General features: G+C 63.7%; 18 protein-coding genes. 8 read left to right on the top strand and 10 right to left on the bottom strand.

Annotated features, from left to right (window positions below):
• Window positions 1-26: 26 nt before the first annotated feature.
• Window positions 27-866, bottom strand: a complete 840-nt coding sequence (locus ACFLEY_RS14915; RefSeq protein WP_249162901.1) for a FecR domain-containing protein — start codon at window positions 864-866, stop codon at window positions 27-29.
• A gap of 198 nt (window positions 867-1,064) precedes the next feature.
• Between ACFLEY_RS14915 and ACFLEY_RS14910 the strand changes: the two genes are divergently transcribed.
• Window positions 1,065-6,335, top strand: coding sequence for a DUF5801 repeats-in-toxin domain-containing protein (locus ACFLEY_RS14910; protein ID WP_396604676.1), 5,271 nt, complete (start codon window positions 1,065-1,067; stop codon window positions 6,333-6,335).
• Window positions 6,336-6,357: 22 nt separating this feature from the next.
• Here ACFLEY_RS14910 and ACFLEY_RS14905 read toward each other — a convergent pair whose 3' ends face one another.
• From ACFLEY_RS14905 to fliL, 5 genes are all read right to left on the bottom strand, one after another.
• Complete coding sequence (locus ACFLEY_RS14905) at window positions 6,358-6,558, bottom strand: hypothetical protein (RefSeq protein ID WP_039185590.1); 201 nt, start codon at window positions 6,556-6,558, stop codon at window positions 6,358-6,360.
• A gap of 661 nt (window positions 6,559-7,219) precedes the next feature.
• A complete protein-coding gene (locus ACFLEY_RS14900; protein WP_011088566.1) occupies window positions 7,220-7,981 on the bottom strand; it encodes a MotE family protein in 762 nt (253 codons plus the stop codon).
• 10 nt (window positions 7,982-7,991) lie between these two features.
• Window positions 7,992-8,438, bottom strand: coding sequence for a DUF6468 domain-containing protein (locus ACFLEY_RS14895; RefSeq protein ID WP_060908203.1), 447 nt, complete (start codon window positions 8,436-8,438; stop codon window positions 7,992-7,994).
• Entirely contained in the window at window positions 8,435-9,637 is a 1,203-nt protein-coding gene (gene fliM / locus ACFLEY_RS14890) for a flagellar motor switch protein FliM (RefSeq protein WP_011088568.1), read from the bottom strand. Before fliM ends, ACFLEY_RS14895 begins: the two co-directional genes overlap by 4 nt.
• Window positions 9,638-9,666: 29 nt before the next feature.
• A complete protein-coding gene (gene fliL, locus ACFLEY_RS14885) occupies window positions 9,667-10,167 on the bottom strand; it encodes a flagellar basal body-associated protein FliL (protein WP_011088569.1) in 501 nt (166 codons plus the stop codon).
• A 385-nt stretch (window positions 10,168-10,552) separates the two neighbouring features.
• Between fliL and flgF the strand changes: the two genes are divergently transcribed.
• The 4 genes from flgF to flgH are packed head-to-tail and all read left to right on the top strand — an operon-like array spanning window position 10,553 to window position 14,040.
• Complete coding sequence (gene flgF / locus ACFLEY_RS14880) at window positions 10,553-11,314, top strand: flagellar basal-body rod protein FlgF (protein WP_011088570.1); 762 nt, start codon at window positions 10,553-10,555, stop codon at window positions 11,312-11,314.
• Window positions 11,315-11,330: 16 nt separating this feature from the next.
• Window positions 11,331-12,119: a flagellar basal-body rod protein FlgG gene (gene flgG / locus ACFLEY_RS14875; RefSeq protein ID WP_011088571.1), complete on the top strand. Its 789-nt coding sequence runs from the start codon at window positions 11,331-11,333 to the stop codon at window positions 12,117-12,119.
• Between the two features lie 10 nt (window positions 12,120-12,129).
• Entirely contained in the window at window positions 12,130-13,272 is a 1,143-nt protein-coding gene (gene flgA / locus ACFLEY_RS14870; protein WP_028173290.1) for a flagellar basal body P-ring formation chaperone FlgA, read from the top strand.
• Window positions 13,273-13,275: 3 nt separating this feature from the next.
• Window positions 13,276-14,040: a flagellar basal body L-ring protein FlgH gene (flgH, locus tag ACFLEY_RS14865; protein ID WP_011088573.1), complete on the top strand. Its 765-nt coding sequence runs from the start codon at window positions 13,276-13,278 to the stop codon at window positions 14,038-14,040.
• A 275-nt stretch (window positions 14,041-14,315) separates the two neighbouring features.
• Here the strand turns inward: flgH and ACFLEY_RS14860 are convergent, their stop codons facing one another.
• Window positions 14,316-15,095 carry a 2-keto-4-pentenoate hydratase gene (locus tag ACFLEY_RS14860; protein ID WP_011088574.1) on the bottom strand — a complete coding sequence of 260 codons (780 nt, stop codon included), beginning with the start codon at window positions 15,093-15,095 and terminating at the stop codon, window positions 14,316-14,318.
• A 108-nt stretch (window positions 15,096-15,203) separates the two neighbouring features.
• Window positions 15,204-16,232: an aldehyde reductase gene (locus ACFLEY_RS14855; protein ID WP_060908204.1), complete on the bottom strand. Its 1,029-nt coding sequence runs from the start codon at window positions 16,230-16,232 to the stop codon at window positions 15,204-15,206.
• 96 nt (window positions 16,233-16,328) lie between these two features.
• Between ACFLEY_RS14855 and ACFLEY_RS14850 the strand changes: the two genes are divergently transcribed.
• Together ACFLEY_RS14850 and ACFLEY_RS14845 are read left to right on the top strand one after the other, a co-directional pair.
• Window positions 16,329-16,727 (top strand): helix-turn-helix domain-containing protein, encoded by a 399-nt coding sequence (locus ACFLEY_RS14850; RefSeq protein WP_171901106.1) that lies wholly within the window; start codon window positions 16,329-16,331, stop codon window positions 16,725-16,727.
• A 144-nt stretch (window positions 16,728-16,871) separates the two neighbouring features.
• Complete coding sequence (locus ACFLEY_RS14845; protein ID WP_026192128.1) at window positions 16,872-17,936, top strand: IS630-like element ISRj1 family transposase; 1,065 nt, start codon at window positions 16,872-16,874, stop codon at window positions 17,934-17,936.
• A gap of 152 nt (window positions 17,937-18,088) precedes the next feature.
• On the opposite strand, the gene dksA is transcribed toward ACFLEY_RS14845, so the two are convergent.
• Together dksA and ACFLEY_RS14835 are read right to left on the bottom strand one after the other, a co-directional pair.
• A complete protein-coding gene (gene dksA, locus ACFLEY_RS14840) occupies window positions 18,089-18,454 on the bottom strand; it encodes an RNA polymerase-binding protein DksA (protein ID WP_008554760.1) in 366 nt (121 codons plus the stop codon).
• A gap of 215 nt (window positions 18,455-18,669) precedes the next feature.
• Window positions 18,670-19,281 carry an NAD(P)-dependent oxidoreductase gene (locus ACFLEY_RS14835; RefSeq protein WP_211433590.1) on the bottom strand — a complete coding sequence of 204 codons (612 nt, stop codon included), beginning with the start codon at window positions 19,279-19,281 and terminating at the stop codon, window positions 18,670-18,672.
• A 149-nt stretch (window positions 19,282-19,430) separates the two neighbouring features.
• Between ACFLEY_RS14835 and ACFLEY_RS14830 the strand changes: the two genes are divergently transcribed.
• Entirely contained in the window at window positions 19,431-19,802 is a 372-nt protein-coding gene (locus ACFLEY_RS14830) for a helix-turn-helix domain-containing protein (protein ID WP_028173285.1), read from the top strand.
• Window positions 19,803-19,847: the final 45 nt, after the last annotated feature.

Genomic DNA, 19,847 nt, shown 5'->3' with positions numbered 1-19,847 from the left:
CGATTGCGCGGAGGCTAGAACCAGCGTTAGCACCCGCGGCAGATGTTCAGATTGAGCTTGTGCTCGGCCCTTTGCTCGGGTCGCGGCGCCCCCGTGCCGCCGGACTTCTTCAGATATTTGTTCTTGCCCTCTTCGATAAGAGTGGAAAACCTGGTGGTTCCGTCATCTGAGATTTCGACATGAGGTGTCGTGCCTCGAACGCCCATCGTGGCGACCGGCGTTTCGATCCTCATGTCGCCGGTCTTCGCAACCTGGCCGGCAACAAAGACGAACGTCCCCTTGGTCAGGTTGAAGCTCGTCGAATTGGACTTTCCAGCCGGCTCGTAGACATATTCGTCCAATTTCATGCGGGCGTTGCTCGACAAGTTGAACGAAGTTCCGTCCACGAAGTTGATGCCGACCCGACTGTCGGCATCGGTTCGAACCACATCGCCCAAATAGACCGGATCGCCAATCTTGGTCTGGATGGATTCGCCCGGGACTTTTGCCTGGACAATGACAGCTCCCACATGCTCGATGATGACCGAGCCCTCGGCTGCCACAACTTTCCCGATTGGCTTTGACGACGAATCCAGGACGGCCCGCCGCGGAGAATCGCTCTGCGCCTGGACTGGGTGGGGTGACGAGGCGGCCAGCGCAAGGGCGATACCTGTCACGAGAACAGTCGCTGCGTGAGTGCGCATGGCCCACCCCTTTTTTAAGATGTTGTTTTGAGCATCCGAACGGCTCCGACGGTGTCGGCACCACCGGGCATCATGGCAGACCAGCGGCAACAAACCACGACAGGCAAACTGGTTATTCCGGATTAATCCGAACGGCTGATCGCCGTGCCCGAAAGAGCCACTATCCGTGCCGGGCAATTTCAACGAGCTTTTCCCCCGTGCCGTCAGGCGAAGCGACAGCAATTCTGCCGTGACTGGCCTGGGCGGAATTCTCGGAAACAACGACCTTCAGCGGGCCTGGCCAAGGTTGCCGGCGCAAAATTGCTCCCGATCGCGTGACGCGGCAAGCCAGCAAAGCTACGGCGATGTCTGAGGTCGACGCTGGGCAATCGAGGTCGAACAATGTCCGTCACGCCCGCTGGAAGGCCCGGGGACGAGCGCGAAGCCGCTGCGATCAGGCGTCACCGAGTGAACGCGGCCAAGAGCGGCCCTCTTGATGGACCCGTTGCGCAGATTCGCGAGCGGGCCTCTGCCGGCGGCTTCGGGATGCTGTCGCTCACGGCAATGCTCTTCTCGATGATCAAACAGGTCAAGGCCGCAGACCCGAACGTAACGTTCCTGGATGACGACGCCATTACTTACAAGGACCTTGCGCACGGTGCATACGAGCTTGTGACCAAGGAGCCGATCCCGCGGCACATCATCGTCGAGGATCCCGGCGAAACGATCGTCGTCAAAAAGGTCGGCTCCTCGGTCAGCGTGAACCAGGTCACGAACACGGCTGCTCGCATGGAGGAGTTGCGGGCGGCACAGCAGGACGCGCTTGCCAATCTGGAAGGGCGAGACCCCCACGGGTCGGGCACACCTCCTTTCGTCAAATCCCAGCCGCTACAGCCGATCAATTTCATTCCGCCCGAGGCTCCCGCGGCGCAAGATTTGCTGGCGCCTGTCTCACCGTTTTTCCTCCCTCCGCCTCTGATCATACATCCGCCGCCGACGCTGAACACCGGAGCCGGCCCGGCCGAACTCGATACCGTGGTGTTTGACACATTCACGGCGACGAGCGGGACGTTCACCGCAAGCAGCAGCAACACTGATGCCACACTGACCTTCGGTATCAGCGGCGGCACCAACGGCAACACGGTGTTGGGCGGGGTGACGTATGATGTATCGCAAACCGGCCCCTATGGCACCCTTTACCTCAACAGCGGGAGCGGCGCCTACACCTTCGTCCCAAACAGTGATGCGATCAATGCGCTGAAGGCGCCAACGACCACAAGCTTCATTATCACAGTGGCGGATGGCTCGCTCTTGGTCAGTCAGCCCTTCCCGATCACCCTCAACGGCGTCGAAGATGCGGCCATCATTTCCGGTACGACGACCGGCTCAGCGATCGCGGCCGGTGGCGTGGTCAATGCCTCGCCCGGCACGCTGATCGCGACCGGAGCGCTCACTGATACCGATCCCGACGACCCGCCCAATACCTTTACGGCGATCGGCTCGCCGGCCGCGAGCAAGTACGGCACCTTCACGATGACATCGGCCGGCGTGTGGACCTATACGCTCGACAAGGCCAACAGTCAGGTGCAAGCGCTCCATGTCGGCGACAGTCTGACCGACAGCTTCACGGTGACCAGCATCGACGGCACCGCGCAGGTGGTCACGATCACCATCCACGGCCCGTTGGTTGAGGTGAGCGGAACGACCCCGTCGCTGACGCTCAGCGAGACGCATCTGCCCGCGACGTCCCTTGACGACAACATCGCTGGCTCGGCGCCGGACACGACGCTGACGACGACGTCAGGCGACTTCTCGACGGCGTTCACCTCGGTTCAGGGGGCGGACGGTGCGACGATCAGCTACGCGCTTTCGATCACCGGTGGCAACGGCACGGCATCGGGCCTGATCGACTCGCACACCGGCCAGGCCGACGTGCTGATCCTGAACGGCAACACCATCGAAGGCCATGTTGGCACTACCGGCGGGACGCTGGCATTCACCATCACGCTTGATCCGGCGACAGGAATCGTGACCTTCACCGAGTACCGTGCAGTGACGGAGCCTTCCGGCACCAACCCGGACGGCGGGGAAGGCGTCTCGCTGACCGAAGGGACTGTGACCCTGTCGGCGACGATCACCGAAAAGGACGGCAACTTCCAGACCGCGAGCCGTGATCTCGGCAGCCGGCTGACCATCACCGACGACGGCCCGACGATTGCGGCGACGGGAACGGCTCCGTCGTTGACGCTGAGCGAGACGCATCTGACAGCTACGGCGCTGGACGACAACATCGCCGGCGCGACGCCGGACGCGACGCTGACGACGACGTCAGGCAACTTCTCGACAGCGTTCACGTCGATCCAGGGGGCGGACGGTGCGACGATCGGCTATGCGCTGTCTGTCACCGGCGGCAACGGCATGGCGTCGGGTCTGCTCGACTCGCACACTGGCCAGGCCGATGTGCTGGTGCAAAAAGGCAATACCATTGAAGGCCATGTTGGCACCGTCGGCGGCACGCTGGCGTTCACCATCACGCTCGATCCGGCGACAGGAATCGTGACCTTCACCGAGTACCGTGCGGTGACGCAGCCTTTCGGTACCAACCCCGACGCCGGGGAAGGCGTCTCGCTGACCGCCGGGATTGTGAACCTGACGGCGACAATCACTGACAAGGACGGTGACTTCCAGACGGCGAGCCTTGATCTCGGCAGCCGGCTGACCATCACCGACGACGGCCCGACGATTGGAGGTTTTGGCATCGCAACCATCGTCGCCAAGGACGATCAAGTCGCGAACGGCACCTACAACGTGAGCTTCGGTGCGGATGGCGAGGGCGCGATGCGCGTGGCCGTCCACAATGGCACTGTTAATGGGTACGATCTGGCGACAACGGATCTGGGCGGCGGCATCACGTCGGTACACGTGACCGGGAATGGTGATGACTACACCTTCTATTATACGACCAAGGCGGTGAGCGGCGGCGTGGAGCTGGATGCGTTCTTCACCGATACAAGCGGGACGCTGAGCGATCCATACTTTAGGCTGCTGATCAATCCAGACGGAACCTACACGTTTGACATCGAGACCGTCGGCTTCTTGCAGCAGACGACGGTGACCGGCTCCGATTTCGGAGCATCCGGCAGTGGCCAGCCGTCACTCACCGCTCCGGACGGTCTGCTCGTCATCACCGGCGATTTCAATGGTGCCCCTGCTGACGTCAAAGCGTCGAGCAACGGCATCGCGGTCGGCGACACCGGACTGCAAATGGATCAACACGAAACCTTGAATCTGGCCTTCACGCCGGTGCAAACGGACGTCAGTTTCGCGCTGATGCAGTGGCAAGGAAACGGAGCTGCGGACGTCGTCTTCAAGGTCTTTGCTGGCACCAATGACATCCACGACTTCAGCATAAACATTCCAAAGCCATCGGGTGACGCCCACGTCGTGGTGAAAGAGACTTCGAATCTCGCGCTTGTAAACACTTACTCGTTTGATGGCGCAACTTCGACCTATACGCTCTACGTTGGATCGGAATTCAACCGAATAGAGGTGTCGTACGATCACGCGGTAGCCGGCAACGCTACGTTTACCGTCAACAACATCACATACAGCGAGGGATCCAGGATCCCCAGCACCGATCTGCTGTTTGACGTGACGGCCGTCGACCGTGACGGCGATGCGTCAACGACCGGCCTGCAAGTAGACCTTCTGGGCAGCACTAACGTTGCGAGTGGTGTCACCTTGAGCGATCCCCCACAGCCGGTGACGACTGCCGTCAACGGCACCAACGATGGGGCCACTCTCTCCGGGACCGCGACCGGCTCCATGATCGAGGCTGCGGGCGGCGCGCCTGGCACGCCGACCGCTTCCGGTGCGCTCGCCAACACCGACGTCAATCCGCCCAACACTTTCACGGCGGTGCGCTCGCCGACGGCGAGCGACGGCGGCTACGGTATGTTCACGATGACCGCGGCGGGCCTGTGGACCTACACGCTGGACAACAACAATAGGGTGGTGCAGGCGCTCGATGTTGGCGACACGCCGACCGACACGTTCACCGTGACCAGCATCGACGGGACGACGCAGGTCGTGACCATCGCCGCCCATGGCGCCGGCGACGCCCCCAACGGTTTCGATAACCTGGCCGCTGGACCGGCCGTGACGAGCGATCCTCCCTTCGCCCCTGTGACTCACGGAAGTGAAACCATCGCGGCCGGTGGCGATGTGGGCCAGATCATCTCCACGGGCGCCGGCAAAGATACCGTCAACGGCACTGGCCAGGCTGACATTCTTCATGGCGGCTCCGGCAACGACACGATCAAAGGCAATGACGGCGATGACACGACGCACGGTGGCGCGGGAATCGATGCGGTCAACGGCAACAAGGGCAATGAAGCGATCATCGGCGGATTTGGCGCCGACCAATTGACCGGCGGCGCCGGGAACGACCGCTTCGTCCATTTGTCCGCGGCGGATTCCAAGGCCGGCCAGTTCGGCACCATCACCGATCTCGACCCGGGGTCCGACAAGATCGACTTGACGGCTCTCGGCGGGCTTGGCTTCGTTCTCCTGGCCTTGAGCTCGGCAAGCACGTCCGTGCCGGCTCATACGATCGCCTGGCTCTACGACAGCGCGGCCAATGAAACGATCGTGTATGTCAATCCGAGCGACCAGACCCTGCACATTGGCGATTCCGGCCTGATCGAAATCCATCTGCAGGGCATTGCGACCATCGACGCGTCGGATTTCACCCTGACGCCGGCGGCGGCAGCCGTGCTGGCGGCCGGCAGCGACCCGCTCGATCTCAGCGCAACGACACAAAGCGACGCCACCGCCGTGACGACGACCAGTTCGTCCGAGACCACACTCAGCGACGGCACGCTCCTCGCTGACTGGAACGCGACGGACCGATCAACCGACCAGGCCCACAGCGTCTTTGCCAGTTCGGACCAGTTTGCATGGACCGAACATCCCAGCTTCGCCAGCTCAGACGGGGTGCAGCCGCACGCTGCAGAGATTACCAGCAGTGACGCGGTAACGCCCGCACCGAGCGGGCTGTCCACGATCTTGCACGACGAGGCCGCACCGACGGCGACCAGCTTTGTCTTCGATCAGCTAACGCTGCCCGACAGCACCGATACGACGATCGGAAACAATGACGCGATCGCCGGAAGTGCCCCCATGCCTGAGATTGCTTTCGCGGCGCTGCAAGATGCGGCCGAACAGCTCGCCCGGCACGGGCGTACGCTGGAGAAGGGCAACGAGGACCACGGTGCATCGGCTCCAGACAGCGCCCACAATGCTGCTCATGCCCACGGCGGCGCCAGTCATTCGCTTCCAAGCGAGGCAGCCGGACAGCACGATGCGCCGAAGCACGGCCCGGTGGATGTCGATCCGCCCTCTGCCGGTCATGCAGCGCACGGCTCTGCGCCTGCCGGTTCGCACCAGGTCGGCGACTCCTTTGACTTCAAGGATGGCGCTTCGCATGGCCAGGGTCCGGAGCACGGCGTCCAATTGGATGATCCCTCAGACCCGTCCGGTCATCACGAGCACGCCGGGAAAGCCCACGAATCCGAGGCGGCGTCAATGCACGAACTGTCCCCGTCGCATATTGATCCGGCTCACGGGGCAGGCACAACTGGCGCTCACGTGCTGCACGATCTGATCGTGTGACGCACACAAGGCGACCGTCTCTTCAGTGTTGCGGTCCCGCGCAATCCGGCGCGGAGGAGTTCTCTCGCTCGAGACCAGCGTCATCTTCAGCGTCGCCATCTTCCCCCTGCGGCGGCCATGCATGCTGATGGTCTAGCGCGGATGTCCAGGCGAACGTCATCGCCGCGATGAGCAGCCGATTGACGGCTTCGATTGCGCGTTCTGCTACGGACGAGTAGTTCATAGCTTCCTCCCGCGCTGCGGATTGCGAATGGCGGGAGCCTAGGACGAACTCTGCGGCGCCACTGTACTCCACTTCACATTTGTACGCGTCAACTCATCGCAGCCTCAGAAGATGCCTCTTGCTTCGGCTGCATCCGCAACGCGAGTCGACGTGCCTCGTGCGGCAAGGACGTCAAACTCGCGGCGATCACCCCACTCCCCGGCGCGTTTGATCTGCGTGCTCGGTTGCCGAACAGGCGCGCACAACCTCAGGGGTGTTGCGGTCCATCAACGACTCTGAATCAGATGTGATCATTGCGATGCGAATTCGATTGGTCAACTTTTTGGGGGAGCAATCAATGAGCGAAGAAGCCAACTGCATTGTATGTAGCCAGGCAAGAGCGGTCGTAGCCGTCTTTCCAATCGCGCGGGGTTATGCACTGAAGGTATAGAGTGCTCCTGCTGCCACAGCACCCTTCATCTCGTGACTCGAATGACGAAGGCTGCGCTGATCAAGCAGCACTGCGAGACCCTCCTTCCCGTCGAGAAACCGCTGAGCTCGGCAGGTCGCAGGGTTCAGCAGCGGTTCGCGAGCTAGACACGCAAGGCGTCTAGCCGCGTGCAGGCCGAACGACCGCGCGATTGCGCGCAGGTTGCCGTAACGCGCCGCGGCTCTCGAGCCCTCAATTCGGCTTTTGCGTCGGCTTGCCGTCGATCTTGGGCAGGTCGCCGGCCGAGGCGGATTGATCGCCGCCGCCATTAGCCCGGCGGGCCATTTCGACGGTCAGCCGCTCGGCGGCCTCCGGTGACATCAGCCCCAGGATGTCCGACATCTTTCGCGGCGCGATGGCCGAGGCGATCTCGATCAGCACGCCCATCTCGAGGCGGTCGAACACCCGCGCGGCGTCCTTCGGCTTCATGCCCTCATACATGGTGACGAGGCCCTTCATGCGCTGGGCTTCGGCGGCCTTCTGCTCGGCCTGGGTCGCTGAGATGCGGGATTCCACCGCCTTCATCTCCTCGACCTTGTTCTCGATGCGCTTCTCGGCCGATTTCAGCAGGCTCTCGCGGATGTCGATCTCGCGCTGGCGGGCCTCGATCTCCTGGCGGCGCGACTGCAACCGCTCCAGGATCGCGCGCTCCGAGGCCGAGACCTGCGGCTGGGCTTCCTCCACCTTGACCACGGTGCCTTCGGCCTTGGTCTCGGGCGCGGCCGGCTTCGGCGCCTCCTTCGGCGCGCCATGGGTCGAGCCGGTGATGTCGGGGTCTTCCCGTCCCGTCGGAAAGTTCAGATTCTCCTGCGCCCAGGACTTCTTGGCCTGGTTTGGCTGGTAGTCGAAGACATAGCCGCCATTGATCACGAGGCCCGCGACCTTGAGCGTGGCGAGACCTGCGACGGCAACCAGGACGACCGGTATGACGCGGATGTTACGAAAGGACTTCATACCCCTGACTTCATGCGGCAAGGCCGTTGGATCGTCGGCGCTCGGAGAAGGCTTCGGCCGCAGCCGCCACCGCCTTCGCCGACGAGGGCTTGGCCACCGGCACGGCAACCGGTTCCGGACTGGTCACGGGGCGCGCGGCGATCGCGATCTTGGACAGGCGCCGCACCACGTTGTCGGCTTCGCCCAGCTGCTTGTAGAGCTGGTCCGACATCTGGGTCGCCGCCGCGAGCTGGCTGCCGAGGTTCTCGTTGACGTCGCGCACGGCGAGCTTCAGCCCGCCGATCGCGCGCTCGGCGATCTCGGTCGCGGTGATCAGCTCGGCGATGACCGCCTTCAGCGAATGCTCGTCCGCCTTCAGCCGCGTCAGCCGCTTGTTCAGCAGGATGCAGTAGCCGATCGTGAGCATCAGCAAGATAGCCACAAGCGTCTCGATCGCCATTCCAAGGGAGTGGTTCATGGGGCCTCCATCATCTTGTTCTGCTCGTCCACCTTCTCGAACATCGCAAGTGTCGTACTTGGCTTGCGCAGGGGTTTCGTCACCCTGATCGCGACGCGGTCGCCGACCCGGCCCATGCGTCCTTCGGTGATTGTGACGTCGCCGCAGCGCACGGTGACATTGGCATCCGCGCGCATGTCCAGCGGCAGCGTGTCGCCGACCTTCAGCCGCATCAGCTGCTTGAGCGGGATGTCGGCCTCGTAGAGCACTGCATCGACGGAGATCTCGGCCTGGCCGATCTCGGTGGCGAAATGGCCTTCCCAGACCGGGTCGCGGCCGAACTTTTCGCCCATGAACATCTGGAGCAGGACGCCCCGGATCGGTTCGATGGTCGCGTAAGGCAGCAAGAGCTCGATATTGCCGCCGCGGTCTTCCATGTCGATGCGCAGGCGCACCAGGATCGCGGCGTTGGCGGGACGGCTGATCGCGGCGAAGCGCGGGTTGGTCTCGAGCCGGTCGATCGTGAAGGTCACCGGCGACAGCGGCCGGAACGCCTGCTCGGCGTCGGCCAGCACCACCTCGACAAGCCGCTTGACCAGCTCGGTCTCGATCGTGGTGTAGGGCCGGCCCTCGATGCGGAGCTGGCTGGTGCCGCGGCGGCCGCCGAGCAGCACGTCGATCATCGAGTAGATCAGGTTGGAATCGACCGTCGCCATGCCGAAATTGTCCCACTCCTCGGCCTTGAACACCGAGAGCACGGCCGGCAGCGGGATCGAGTTCATGTAGTCGCCGAAGCGCACCGAGGTGATGCGGTCGAGCGAGACTTCGACGTTGTCCGAGGTGAAATTGCGCAAAGACGTCGTCAACAGCCGCACCAGGCGGTCGAAGACGATTTCGAGCATCGGCAGACGCTCGTAGGAGACCATCGCCGAATCGATGATCGCGCGGATGCCGGAATGATCGTCGAGCGTGACGTCGCCGACGGTGAAGCCGAGGAGGTTGTCGATCTCCTCCTGCGACAGCACCCGCTCGCCGGAGTTCTTGCCGGAGCCGAGGTCGCGGCTACCGTCCTCGACCATGGCCGCCCATTGCAGGGCCATGGTCTCGGAGAGTTCGTTTTCGGCAGCGGCCTTCGCGGCCTCCGCGGGATCCTCGGAATCGAGCGAAGCCTCCCATTGGGCGGCAATCGCATCCTGGTCCATCTGCTCGTTGCCGGCCATGACGCTAGACCATTACCTTCCCTGAGCCGTCACTGGATCACGACTTCCTTGAACAGCACCGCGCTGACCTGGACCGGCGCGACCGCCGCGTTGACACGCTTGGTCAGCTCTTCCTTGAGGCGGAAGATGCCGGCGGAGCCGTTGAGGTCGGAGGAGCGCAGCTCGCGCACATAGGTCTGGAAGATGTCGGTGACGCGCGGCATCGCCGGCTTGATCGCCTCGATCTGCTTTTCTTCCTTCAGCTCCAGCACGATCTTCAGCTTCAGATATTGCACGCGCTCGCCCGGAGCGCCGGCGAGGTTGACCATCATGTCGGGCACCTCGACGAAGGCCGGCGGCTTCGGCGGGGGCGCCGCCTCGGCATGGTGCTCGTCGTCGCCGTGGCGGAAGAAGAAGAACCAGGTCGCCGCGCCGCCGCCGAGGACGGCGAGCAGACCGACGGCCATGATGATGAGCTTGAGCTTGTTCTTCGGGGGAGCGGCTTCAGCGCCCTCAGTGGCTGCGCCGCCTTCCGCTTCATTCTCTGCCATGGTCGCCCGGCTCGCTCATCTCTTATAGGAATCGAAAGAGCGAAGCCCCCTGGCAGACAATGACGCGATACAAATGCCCCAGCGCAATGCGCTCCTCTTGCACGCAAACGCTACGGTAATAATGGTTAACGGAACCTTTCGATTGGGCCGCCACTAGGAAAAATCTGCCGGGCAAACATGGCTAACAGAACCTTTCTGCCGCCCTCCCGCACCCTCGAAAAATCAACAAGACGTTGATATTTAACAATTTTCTACGTTGGCACGGCTTTCGCTGAGAAGGGACCGAGGCCCGGGGGTTTGGGAGAACCTGACGGTCTCGTTCACGGGGTCCGCCAACGCGCTTGGGAGAGCGAGGAGGCAGATCTCACTCAGGGGAGATCTTCCGATGCAGAACGCGCTTCTGATCGGCTTGTCACGGCAGATGACGTTGGAACGGCAGATGGATGTCATCGCCAACAACGTCGCCAATGCCAACACCAACGGCTTCAAGGCCGACCATTCGCTGTTCGAGGAGTTTCTCAACTCGAACGCGCGTGAGGACAATTTCGTCGGTTCCGACCGCCGGGTCTCCTATGTGCAGGACCGCGGCACCTTCCGCGACGTCGGCCAGGGGCCGATGGAGGCGACCAACAACCCGCTCGACATGGCGATCAACGGCAACGCCTTTTTCGCCGTGCAGGCCAATGGCGCCGAGCGTTACACCCGCGACGGCAAGTTCACGCTCAGCAGCACCGGCCAGCTCGTCACCTCCGACGGCAACCTCGTGCTCGGCACCGCCGGCCCGATCACCTTCCAGCCGACCGACCACGACATCAATATCGCCCCCGACGGCACCGTCACGGTGCTCGAGGGCACGGCCAAGACCGACTCGATCCGCGGCAAGATCCGCATGGTGACCTTCGACGATCCGGCCAAGCTCACCAAGCTCGGCGCCAACCTCTACAGCGCCGGCTCGGCCAACCAGCAGGTCGACACCAAGTCCACCGTGCAACAGGGCTACATCGAGAAGTCGAACGTCAACTCGGTCGGCGAGATGAGCCGCATGGTCGAAGTCATGCGCAGCTACACCGCCATCGCCAATCTGCTCCAGCAGCAGAGCGACCTCCACAAATCGGCGATCGAGAAGCTCGCCGACGTTCCGGCCTGATTAGGGGATCACTGACATGCAAGCGCTCCACACCGCTGCGACCGGAATGGCGGCCCAGGAACTCAACGTCCAGGTCATCTCCAACAACATCGCGAACCTGCGCACCACCGGCTTCAAGAAGCAGACCGCGGCGTTCCAGGACCTGATCTACGAGCACGTCCGCCGCGTCGGCGCGCAGGCCTCGGACCAGGGCACCATCGTGCCTGTCGGCGTCGACATCGGCGGCGGCGTCAAGACCGTCGGCACGCCGCGCAGCATGACGCAGGGCACGCTGTCGCAGACCGGCAACGACCTCGACCTCGCGATCTCGGGCGAAGGCTTCTTCAAGATCCTGATGCCGGACGGCACCTTCCAGTACACCCGCGACGGCACCTTCCAGATGGACAACCAGGGCCGCGTCGTCACCGCGCAGGGCAACCCGGTGCAACCGACCATCACCATCCCGAACAACGCCTCCGGCCTCACCGTCAACGAGCAGGGCCAGGTCTCGGTGACGCTGCCGGGTTCCTCGACGTCGGCCGTTCAGGGCCAGCTCGGCCTGACCCGCTTCATCAACAAGGCGGGCCTCCAGCCTGTCGGCAACAATCAATTCACCGAGACGCCCTCTTCCGGCCCGCCGCAGGACGGCACCGCGAACACCGAAGGCTACGGCAAGATCACGCAGGGCAGCCTGGAGCAGGCCAATGTCGACGTCGTCTCGGAGATGAGCGACCTGATCGCCGCGCAGCGCGCCTACGAGATGAACGCCAAGGTCATCAGCGCCGCCGACCAGATGATGCAATCGACCACGGCGCTGTTCCGCTGAGGCAATGACGATGATCCGCACCACCCTCGCCACGATCTCCGCTCTCCTGCTGCTGGCGCTGCCGGCGCAGGCCGCCGACGACGTCATCGCGGCGCCGACGCTGCGCGCGAGCGTCACCGTGACCTCCGACGTGGTGCGGGTCGGCGATCTCATCGACAATGCCGGCTCGGCCGCGCTGATCCCGGTCTACCGCTCGCCCGATCTCGGCACCACCGGCGCGCTGCCGGTCGCGCATGTCCTGTCGGTGTTGCGCGCGAAGCAGGTGATCGGCGTGATGACCGGCGACATCAGGGAAGTCCAGGTCACCCGCCTCGCCCGCACCCTCGCCAACAAGGACCTCGAAAACGCGGTGGCTTCCGCGCTCGAGCGCCGCTTCGGCCTTGGCGATGCCGCCAACATCACCGTCACCTTCGACCGCGGCGTCGCCGACATGCGGCTGGACGCCTCCAACACCGGCGCGCTCCAGCCGGTCGCGACGCGTTACGACGCCCGCGGCGGCCGTTTCGACATCGCCTTCGAGATCAACAACGACAACAATCCGGCGCCGACCAAGCTGCGCTTCACCGGCACCGCGATCGAGACCGTGGAAGTGGCCGTGCTGACGCGCGACATCGACCGCGCCGACCTCCTGAAATCCTCCGACGTCACGCTGGAGCGCCGGCCCAAGGCCGAGGTCACCGGCGAGGCCGCCTCGCGCGACCGCACCATCGGCATGCAGCTGCGCCGGCCGATGCGGGCGGGCACGCCGATCCGCGTCGCGGACATCGTCAAGCCCGACTTCGTGCAGCGCGACCAGAACGTCACCATCATCTACCAGGTGCCCGGGCTCTACCTCACCACGCGCGGCAAGGCGATCGAGAGCGGCGCCGAGGGTGACACCGTCAGCGTGCTCAACCTGCAATCCAAGCGCACGCTAACCGGCGTCGTCACCGGCCGCGGCCAGATCACGGTCCAGGGCGCGAGCCAGTCGCCGCCGATGGCGCCTGCAGTCGAGCAGACCTCCTCGCTCAAGCGTGACGAAACGCCTGCCCCTGCGGCTGCGGCCGCAGCGCTCGCCCAAAGCCTGATCCAGGCGCCCACGTCTCCGGCCCAGATCGCACAAGCCCAGATCCCGCAAGCCCGCGTCTCGCAAGCTCCAGCCAAGTCAGAGTAAGTCATGTCCCCGTTCAGTTCGGCTTTCCGTCCTCGTCGCATCGCGATCTCTGCCCTGCTGCTGGCCATTGGCGCGCTGGCAAGCGGCTGCTCCTCGATCGACCGCCTGTCGCAGATCGGCGAGCAACCGAAACTGTCCGCGATCGACAATCCGACGGCGCAGCCCGGCTACAAGCCGGTGCAGATGCCGATGCCGAAGCCGGAAGTCGCCTCCTACAATCCGAACTCGCTGTGGCGCAGCGGCAGCCGCGCCTTCTTCAAGGACCAGCGCGCCCACCAGATCGGCGACCTGCTCACCGTGACCGTGAACATCACCGACAAGGCCAACATCGCCAACGAAACCCAGCGCAGCCGCACCGCCAAGGAAGATTCGGGAATTACCGACTTTATCGGCAGCCAGACGGTCACGCAGCCGCTCAAGGTCCTGCCCGGCCGCCTTCTCACCACCGACTCGACATCCTCCGCCGACGGCAAGGGTTCGGTCAATCGCCAGGAAGCGTTGCAGACCAACGTCGCCGCGGTGGTCACGCAGGTGCTGCCGAACGGCAACCTCGTGGTCGAAGGCAAGCAGGAGATCCGGGTCAACTACGAGATCCGCGAGCTCGTGGTCGCCGGCATCGTCCGCCCCGAAGACATCCAGAGCGACAACACCATCGACTCCAGCAAGATCGCGCAGGCCCGCATCGCCTATGGCGGCCGCGGCCAGATCATGGACGTGCAGCAGCCGCGCTACGGCCAGCAGGTCATGGACGTGCTGCTGCCCTTCTAAGCCTCTTTAAGAGCTCCCACATCGTGTTCGCGAACCTAGGCGCGAACGACGATGTACTACGCGGCCTCCGGTAGCTCCCCTGCCGGAGGCCGCATGTATTTTGGCGTGGTGCGCCACACTCAACCAGGCCGGTCGTGCGATTATAGCGGCGCAGTTGCCTCAAATTCCGTCATTGCGAGCGTAGCGAAGCAATCCAGAAATGCGCCCGCGGAAGGATTCTGGATTGCTTCGTCGCAAGAGCTCCTCGCAATGACGGAGAAGCGCGGTTGCGCCCCTCACTTGAACTCCGCCTCCACCACGCCCAGCCCGTCCAGCTCCATCCGCACCTTGTCGCCGGCCTTCAGCCACAGCGTCTTCACCAGGCTCCCGGTGAGCACGAGCTGCCCCGCGTGAAGACCCTTGCCCTCGGCGGCGAGATGGTTGGCGAGCCAGGCGAGCGCGTTGTGGGGGTGGCCGAGCACGTCGGCGCCGGTGCCGTGGCCGACCTCCTCGCCGTTGACGATGGCGCGGCCTTTGACCGCCTTCAGGTCCGGCACCGACGAGCGCGGAACCGACGGCCCCAGCACGCAGCCGGCGGCGAAGAAATCGTCGGCGATCAGCGTCGGCGCGCCCATCGTCTCCCACTTCACATAGCGGTCGTCGACGATCTCGATCGCGGGATGATAGGCATCGACGGCCTCGCCGACCCATTCGGCCGTGAACGGCGCCTCGCCGGCGGCAAGGTCACGCTGCAGCCGCACCGCGATCTCGCATTCGACGCCGACCCGGACATATTTGGAAGCCGCGAGCTTCACCCCGCTATCGTGCACGCCCTTCTGGAACACGCCGCCGGCGCAGGGATGCGGGATGCCGATATAGTCCTGCATCACCTGGCTGGTGCAGCCGATCTTGTAGCCGACGAGCGGCCCGGCATGCGGCAGCAGGAGATCATGCAGCGCACGCTGGACCTGGTAGCCCTCGGCCTCGTCGGCTGGCGGAACCTCGAGCGCCGCAAGCGGCGCATGGTTGCGGCGCGCCAGCGCGATCGCCTTTGCGGCTTCGAGAATGTTGTCCATCGGCGCCGCCTCCCACGCTACGCATTCGAGGGCGGCACTTCAGCATCCCCGCTGCGGCCTGACAAGCGCGGCCCAAAGGACGGTCCTAAGGTCGGCCAAACAGCGGCTTCATGCCCTGACCAGGCCAAGCCGGATCAGGCTCTCGGCCGTCGCGAGGATCGCCTCATCGTTGGAACGCGGCTGCCAGCCGAGCAGCGACCGAGCCTTGGCGCTGGTGGAATGCCGCACCCTTCCGAGCATCGGCACGACCGCACGCAGCAGCGGAATCCGGTTGGCGGCCAGGCGCACCAGCCAGTCCGGCGCCTGGAGCCGTGGAACCCGGCGTGCCCTCGGTCCGAGTTCCCGCCGCAGCACCCTGGCGATATCGAGGATCGACATCGCCTCGCCGGAGACCGCGATGAAGCGCTCGCCTTTCGCCTCAGGCGCGGTCATCGCCCGCAGATGCAGGTCGGCCACGTCGCGCACGTCAACCACGCCGAAATAGACCCGCGGCACCGCCGGCATGGCGCCGTCGAGCAGCGATTTGACGATCTCGATCGAGCCGGAGAAGTCCGGCCCCAGCACGGGACCGAAAATGCCGGCTGGGTTCACGACCGAGAGCTCGAGCCCGCCGCCTTCGCGCGCCACGAAATCCCAGGCCGCCCGCTCGGCCAGCGTCTTGGATTTGATGTAAGCCTGCACGTCGGCACCTCCGAGATTGGTCCAGTCGGTCTCGTCGAACGGTTTTTCCCGCGGCTTGTGGCCATACCCGATCGCACCCAGCGACGAGGTGATCACCACGCGCCTGACGCCGGCCTCGCGCGCGGCCCGCAGCACCCGCAGCGTGCCGTCGCGCGCCGGGATGATCATCTCGTCCTCATCCTTGGGAACACTGGTCGAGAGCGGCGAGGCAACATGGAGAACGTAGTCGCAGCCCGCGACGGCCTCACGCCACCCCTCGTCCCGGACGAGGTCGGCGGTGGAGAAGGACAGGCTCTCGGGCGATGCCGCCCCGCCCTCGCGCAGCATGGCCAGCACGTCGGCCTGCCGCTCCGGCCGGCGCACCGTTGTCCGCACCGTGTGGCCGGCGGCCAGAAGTTGCAGGACGACGTGGATGCCGACGAAACCCGACCCGCCCGTGACCAGAACAATGCTCATTGCCAAATTCCCCTCGTTGCACGGGCCGGCGAATTGGTTCCATCAAGGCCCTGCTCAAGGCGGCATCTGGTCACTATGTGCTTGCGAACAAGTAGAATGGATTTCGAGACCGGTATGGAAAACCTGACCAGTGCCTGCGACGGCGACTGCGATTGCAGCCCCGACCCTGCCGTGCTCGCCGACTTCAAGCGGGCCATCCACGCGCTCGGCGGCAAGTGGAAGCTGGAGATCCTGTTCGCGCTGATGAACGGCGCGGTCCGTTTCGGCGCATTACGGCGATCGATCGGCGGCATCACCCAGCACATGCTGACCACGCAGCTGCGCGAGCTCGAGCAGGACGGACTGGTGTCGCGAACCGTCTTCGCGGAGAAGCCCTTGAGGGTCGAGTACGAGCTGACGGATGCGGCCTACGGCCTGTTGCCGGCGTTTAAGGAAATATTGAGCTGGTCCAGGCTTTATGGGGCCGCGCGCCTCGTGGCGTCGCACCAGGCCTGATTGCAGCGATGCTTGATGCAGCTGGATCGGTGTCTCAGCGTTCGAGTCGATCCCGTTGATGCGACTCGCAAAATCTCCCGCACCTGAAGTGAAGGCTGTTTCTCATCCGAACTCACGTGAGCTCGGAGGATGTGACTCTACGGGATGATACCCGAAGCAAGAGAAGTCCACCTTTCGAGGAAAGATCGCAAGGTGCTTGAGGCGTGCTGTCGCTCACCGGTGACGTTGCAGCGCGATTTGAAGCGGGCGCGGATAGTTCTGTTGGCGGCGGATGGGCGCAGCACCCGGTCGATCGCCAAGGAAGTTGGGGTCCAGCCGCGGATTGTCAGCCTTTGGCGGCATCGCTATGCCGACCATGGCCTTGAAGGGCTGCAAGACAAGCCGCGGCCTGGCAAGCAGCCGATCTATACGAAGACGACCGACAAGCGGATTCTGAAGCTGCTGGATAAGCCGCCACCGCAAGGGTTTGCGCGCTGGACCGGCCCCCTGCTGGCCGAGGCGCTGGGCGATGTCGATGTCCAATATGTCTGGCGGTTCCTGCGCAGCCACAAGATTGACCTGGTGGCTCGCAAGTCCTGGTGCGAGAGCAACGACCCGAACTTTACGGCCAAAGCCGCCGATGTTGTCGGCCTCTATGTCGCGCCGCCGGCGAAGGCCATTGTGCTGTGCGTGGACGAGAAGCCCTCGATCCAGGCTTTGGAGCGAGCGCAGGGTTATCTGAAGTTGCCCAATGGCCGCGCCTTGACCGGCCAAAGCCACGATTACAAGCGGCATGGCACCACAACATTGTTTGCGGCGCTCGAAGTCGCCACCGGAAAGATCATCGCGACCCATTCAAAACGCCGGCGCCGCGTCGAGTTTCTCGATTTCATGAACAGCGTCACCGCGGCTTTTCCGAACCGCAAGCTTCACGTCATCCTCGACAACCTCAACACCCATAAAAAGAACGAGGACTGGCTCAAGGCCCACCCCAACGTGCAATTTCATTTCACGCCGACAAGTGCGTCATGGCTCAATCAGGTCGAAGTATGGTTTTCCATCTTGCAGGGGCAGTCGCTCAGCGGCACCTCCTTCACGAGCCTCAAGCAGCTTCAGGAACACATCGATGCCTACGTCAACGCATACAACGACAGAGCCGAGCCCTTCGTCTGGACCAAGAAAAAGGTCCGTCAACGCCGTTTCAAAGGCCGCCGTATCACTCAGCTCTGATTCCGGGTACTAGCTCATTGATCGCGATTCATTTTTCGCGATTGCGGTCGCGCGTTGAAGCGCGACGGCAAGCGACGGGCAATATCCTGACCGCGGCGCGAAATGGCGCCTTGCGTCCAAAAACAAAGAGCCGCATCGCTGCGGCTCTGACTCTATTCGTCGCGATAGACCTTCTCGCGTTTCTCGTGGCGCTCCTGCGCTTCCACCGAGAGTGTTGCGATGGGCCGGGCCTCGAGCCGTTTCAACGAGATCGGCTCGCCGGTGTCCTCGCAATAACCGTAGGTGTTGTCCTCGATACGCTGAAGCGCGGCGTCGATCTTGGCGATCAACTTGCGCTGGCGATCGCGGGCGCGGAGTTCGATGGCGCGGTCGGTTTCGGACGATGCCCGATCGGCGAGATCGGGGTGGTTCACGTTCTCCTCCTGCAGGGCTTGCAGGGTGAGCTTGGACTCTTTGAGGATCTCATCCTTCCAGGCAAGGAGCTTCAACCGGAAGTACTCCTTCTGCCGGTCGTTCATGAAAGGCTCTTTTTCGGTCGGTCGGTAGTTTTTCAACTTTTCCAAGGGCGGCCTATCTGTCTAAGCAACGACTCGCAAACGGAACGGGGTCCGTTGAGCGGGGCGTTATATAGCGGCCTCCTGTGACAGACAATATTTCCCTGATCGCCCAGCCGGCGCCCCCAAGCCCTTGCACAGGAAGGTTTATCCGCAAGGGCCCGGGAGCGGCCGAAGGCCTAGTATCCGACCGTGAAACGCTGCCTCAAATGGGCCGGCCGCTCGACTTCGTCGGCAAGCGCAATGGCGTAGTCGGCGAAGCTGATCCAGCTCTTGCCGTTCGCATCTGCGAGAAGCTGATCGGTCCCGAGCCGGAACTTGGCCGTGCGCTCGCCCTCGACGAACAGCGCCGATGGCGAGATGAAGGTCCAGTTCAGTTCCTTTTCCTGCCGCAGCAGGTCGAGAAAGGCGGAGCCAGCCTCCGCCTCGGCCTTGTATTGGGCCGGAAAACCGGGAGTTGTGACCAGCTTCACGCCTGGTGCAACCTCCAGGCTGCCAGCCCCGCCAACGACGAGGTAGCGGCCGACCTTGGAGTCCTTGGCTGCCCCGATCAGCTTGAGCGCGTCGCTGGCCAAGAAGTGCACGGAACTCACGGCGACGTCGTGCCCGGCCCACAGCCTGGCGAGACCCGCCTGGTCGAGCACATCCCCCTTGGTGGGTGTGACGTTCGGCAGGGCCGCGATCTTCTCGGGGTTCCGGGCGATGGCCGTGACGCTAGGGCCGCGGCGGGACAATTCCTTGGTGATCTCCGACCCGGCCCGGCCCGAGGCGCCGGCGACTGCGATTTTCATGGAAGGTTCCTTTGCTTCTGTAGTAACTGGCAGCGACTAGATATCTCAAAGAAAGCTGGTGTTAAGAGAGCACTTTGTGCTCACCTGATTACGCAGGAGTAACCGGCAAGCGAGCCGGCAAGCGACTTCAATGGATCGAGGACCCGAAGATGAAGCCCGACGTCTATGCGGCGAACTGCCCCACGCGCCAGATTCTCGATCGCGTCGGCGACAAATGGGCGGTGCTGATCCTCCTGCTGCTGCGCGAGGAGCCGATGCGCTTCAATCAGTTGCGTCGCACGATTGAAGGCATTTCGCAGAAGATGCTGAGCCAGGTTCTCAAATCGCTCGAACGCGACGGCCTGATCAAGCGCCGCGCCATCGCGACCGTACCGGTGACGGTGGAATATTCGATCACGCAGCTCGGGCTGACACTCGCCGCGGCCGTCGATCCGTTGCGCGATTGGGCCGAGCAGAACCTGAAGGACGTGCTCGCCGCCCAGCGCCGCTACGACGCGCAGAAGGAGGAGGAAGCGGCGTAAGCCCTTTCTCAAACGTACGCGGCGCGCTCACACGAAATTCCGCTG

Source organism: Bradyrhizobium sp. YCK136 (assembly GCF_044570075.1).
Classification (GTDB): Bacteria; Pseudomonadota; Alphaproteobacteria; order Rhizobiales; family Xanthobacteraceae; genus Bradyrhizobium; species Bradyrhizobium diazoefficiens.
The sequence above is the reverse complement of the archived record's forward strand: the minus strand, read 5'-3'. Positions and strand labels throughout refer to the sequence as shown.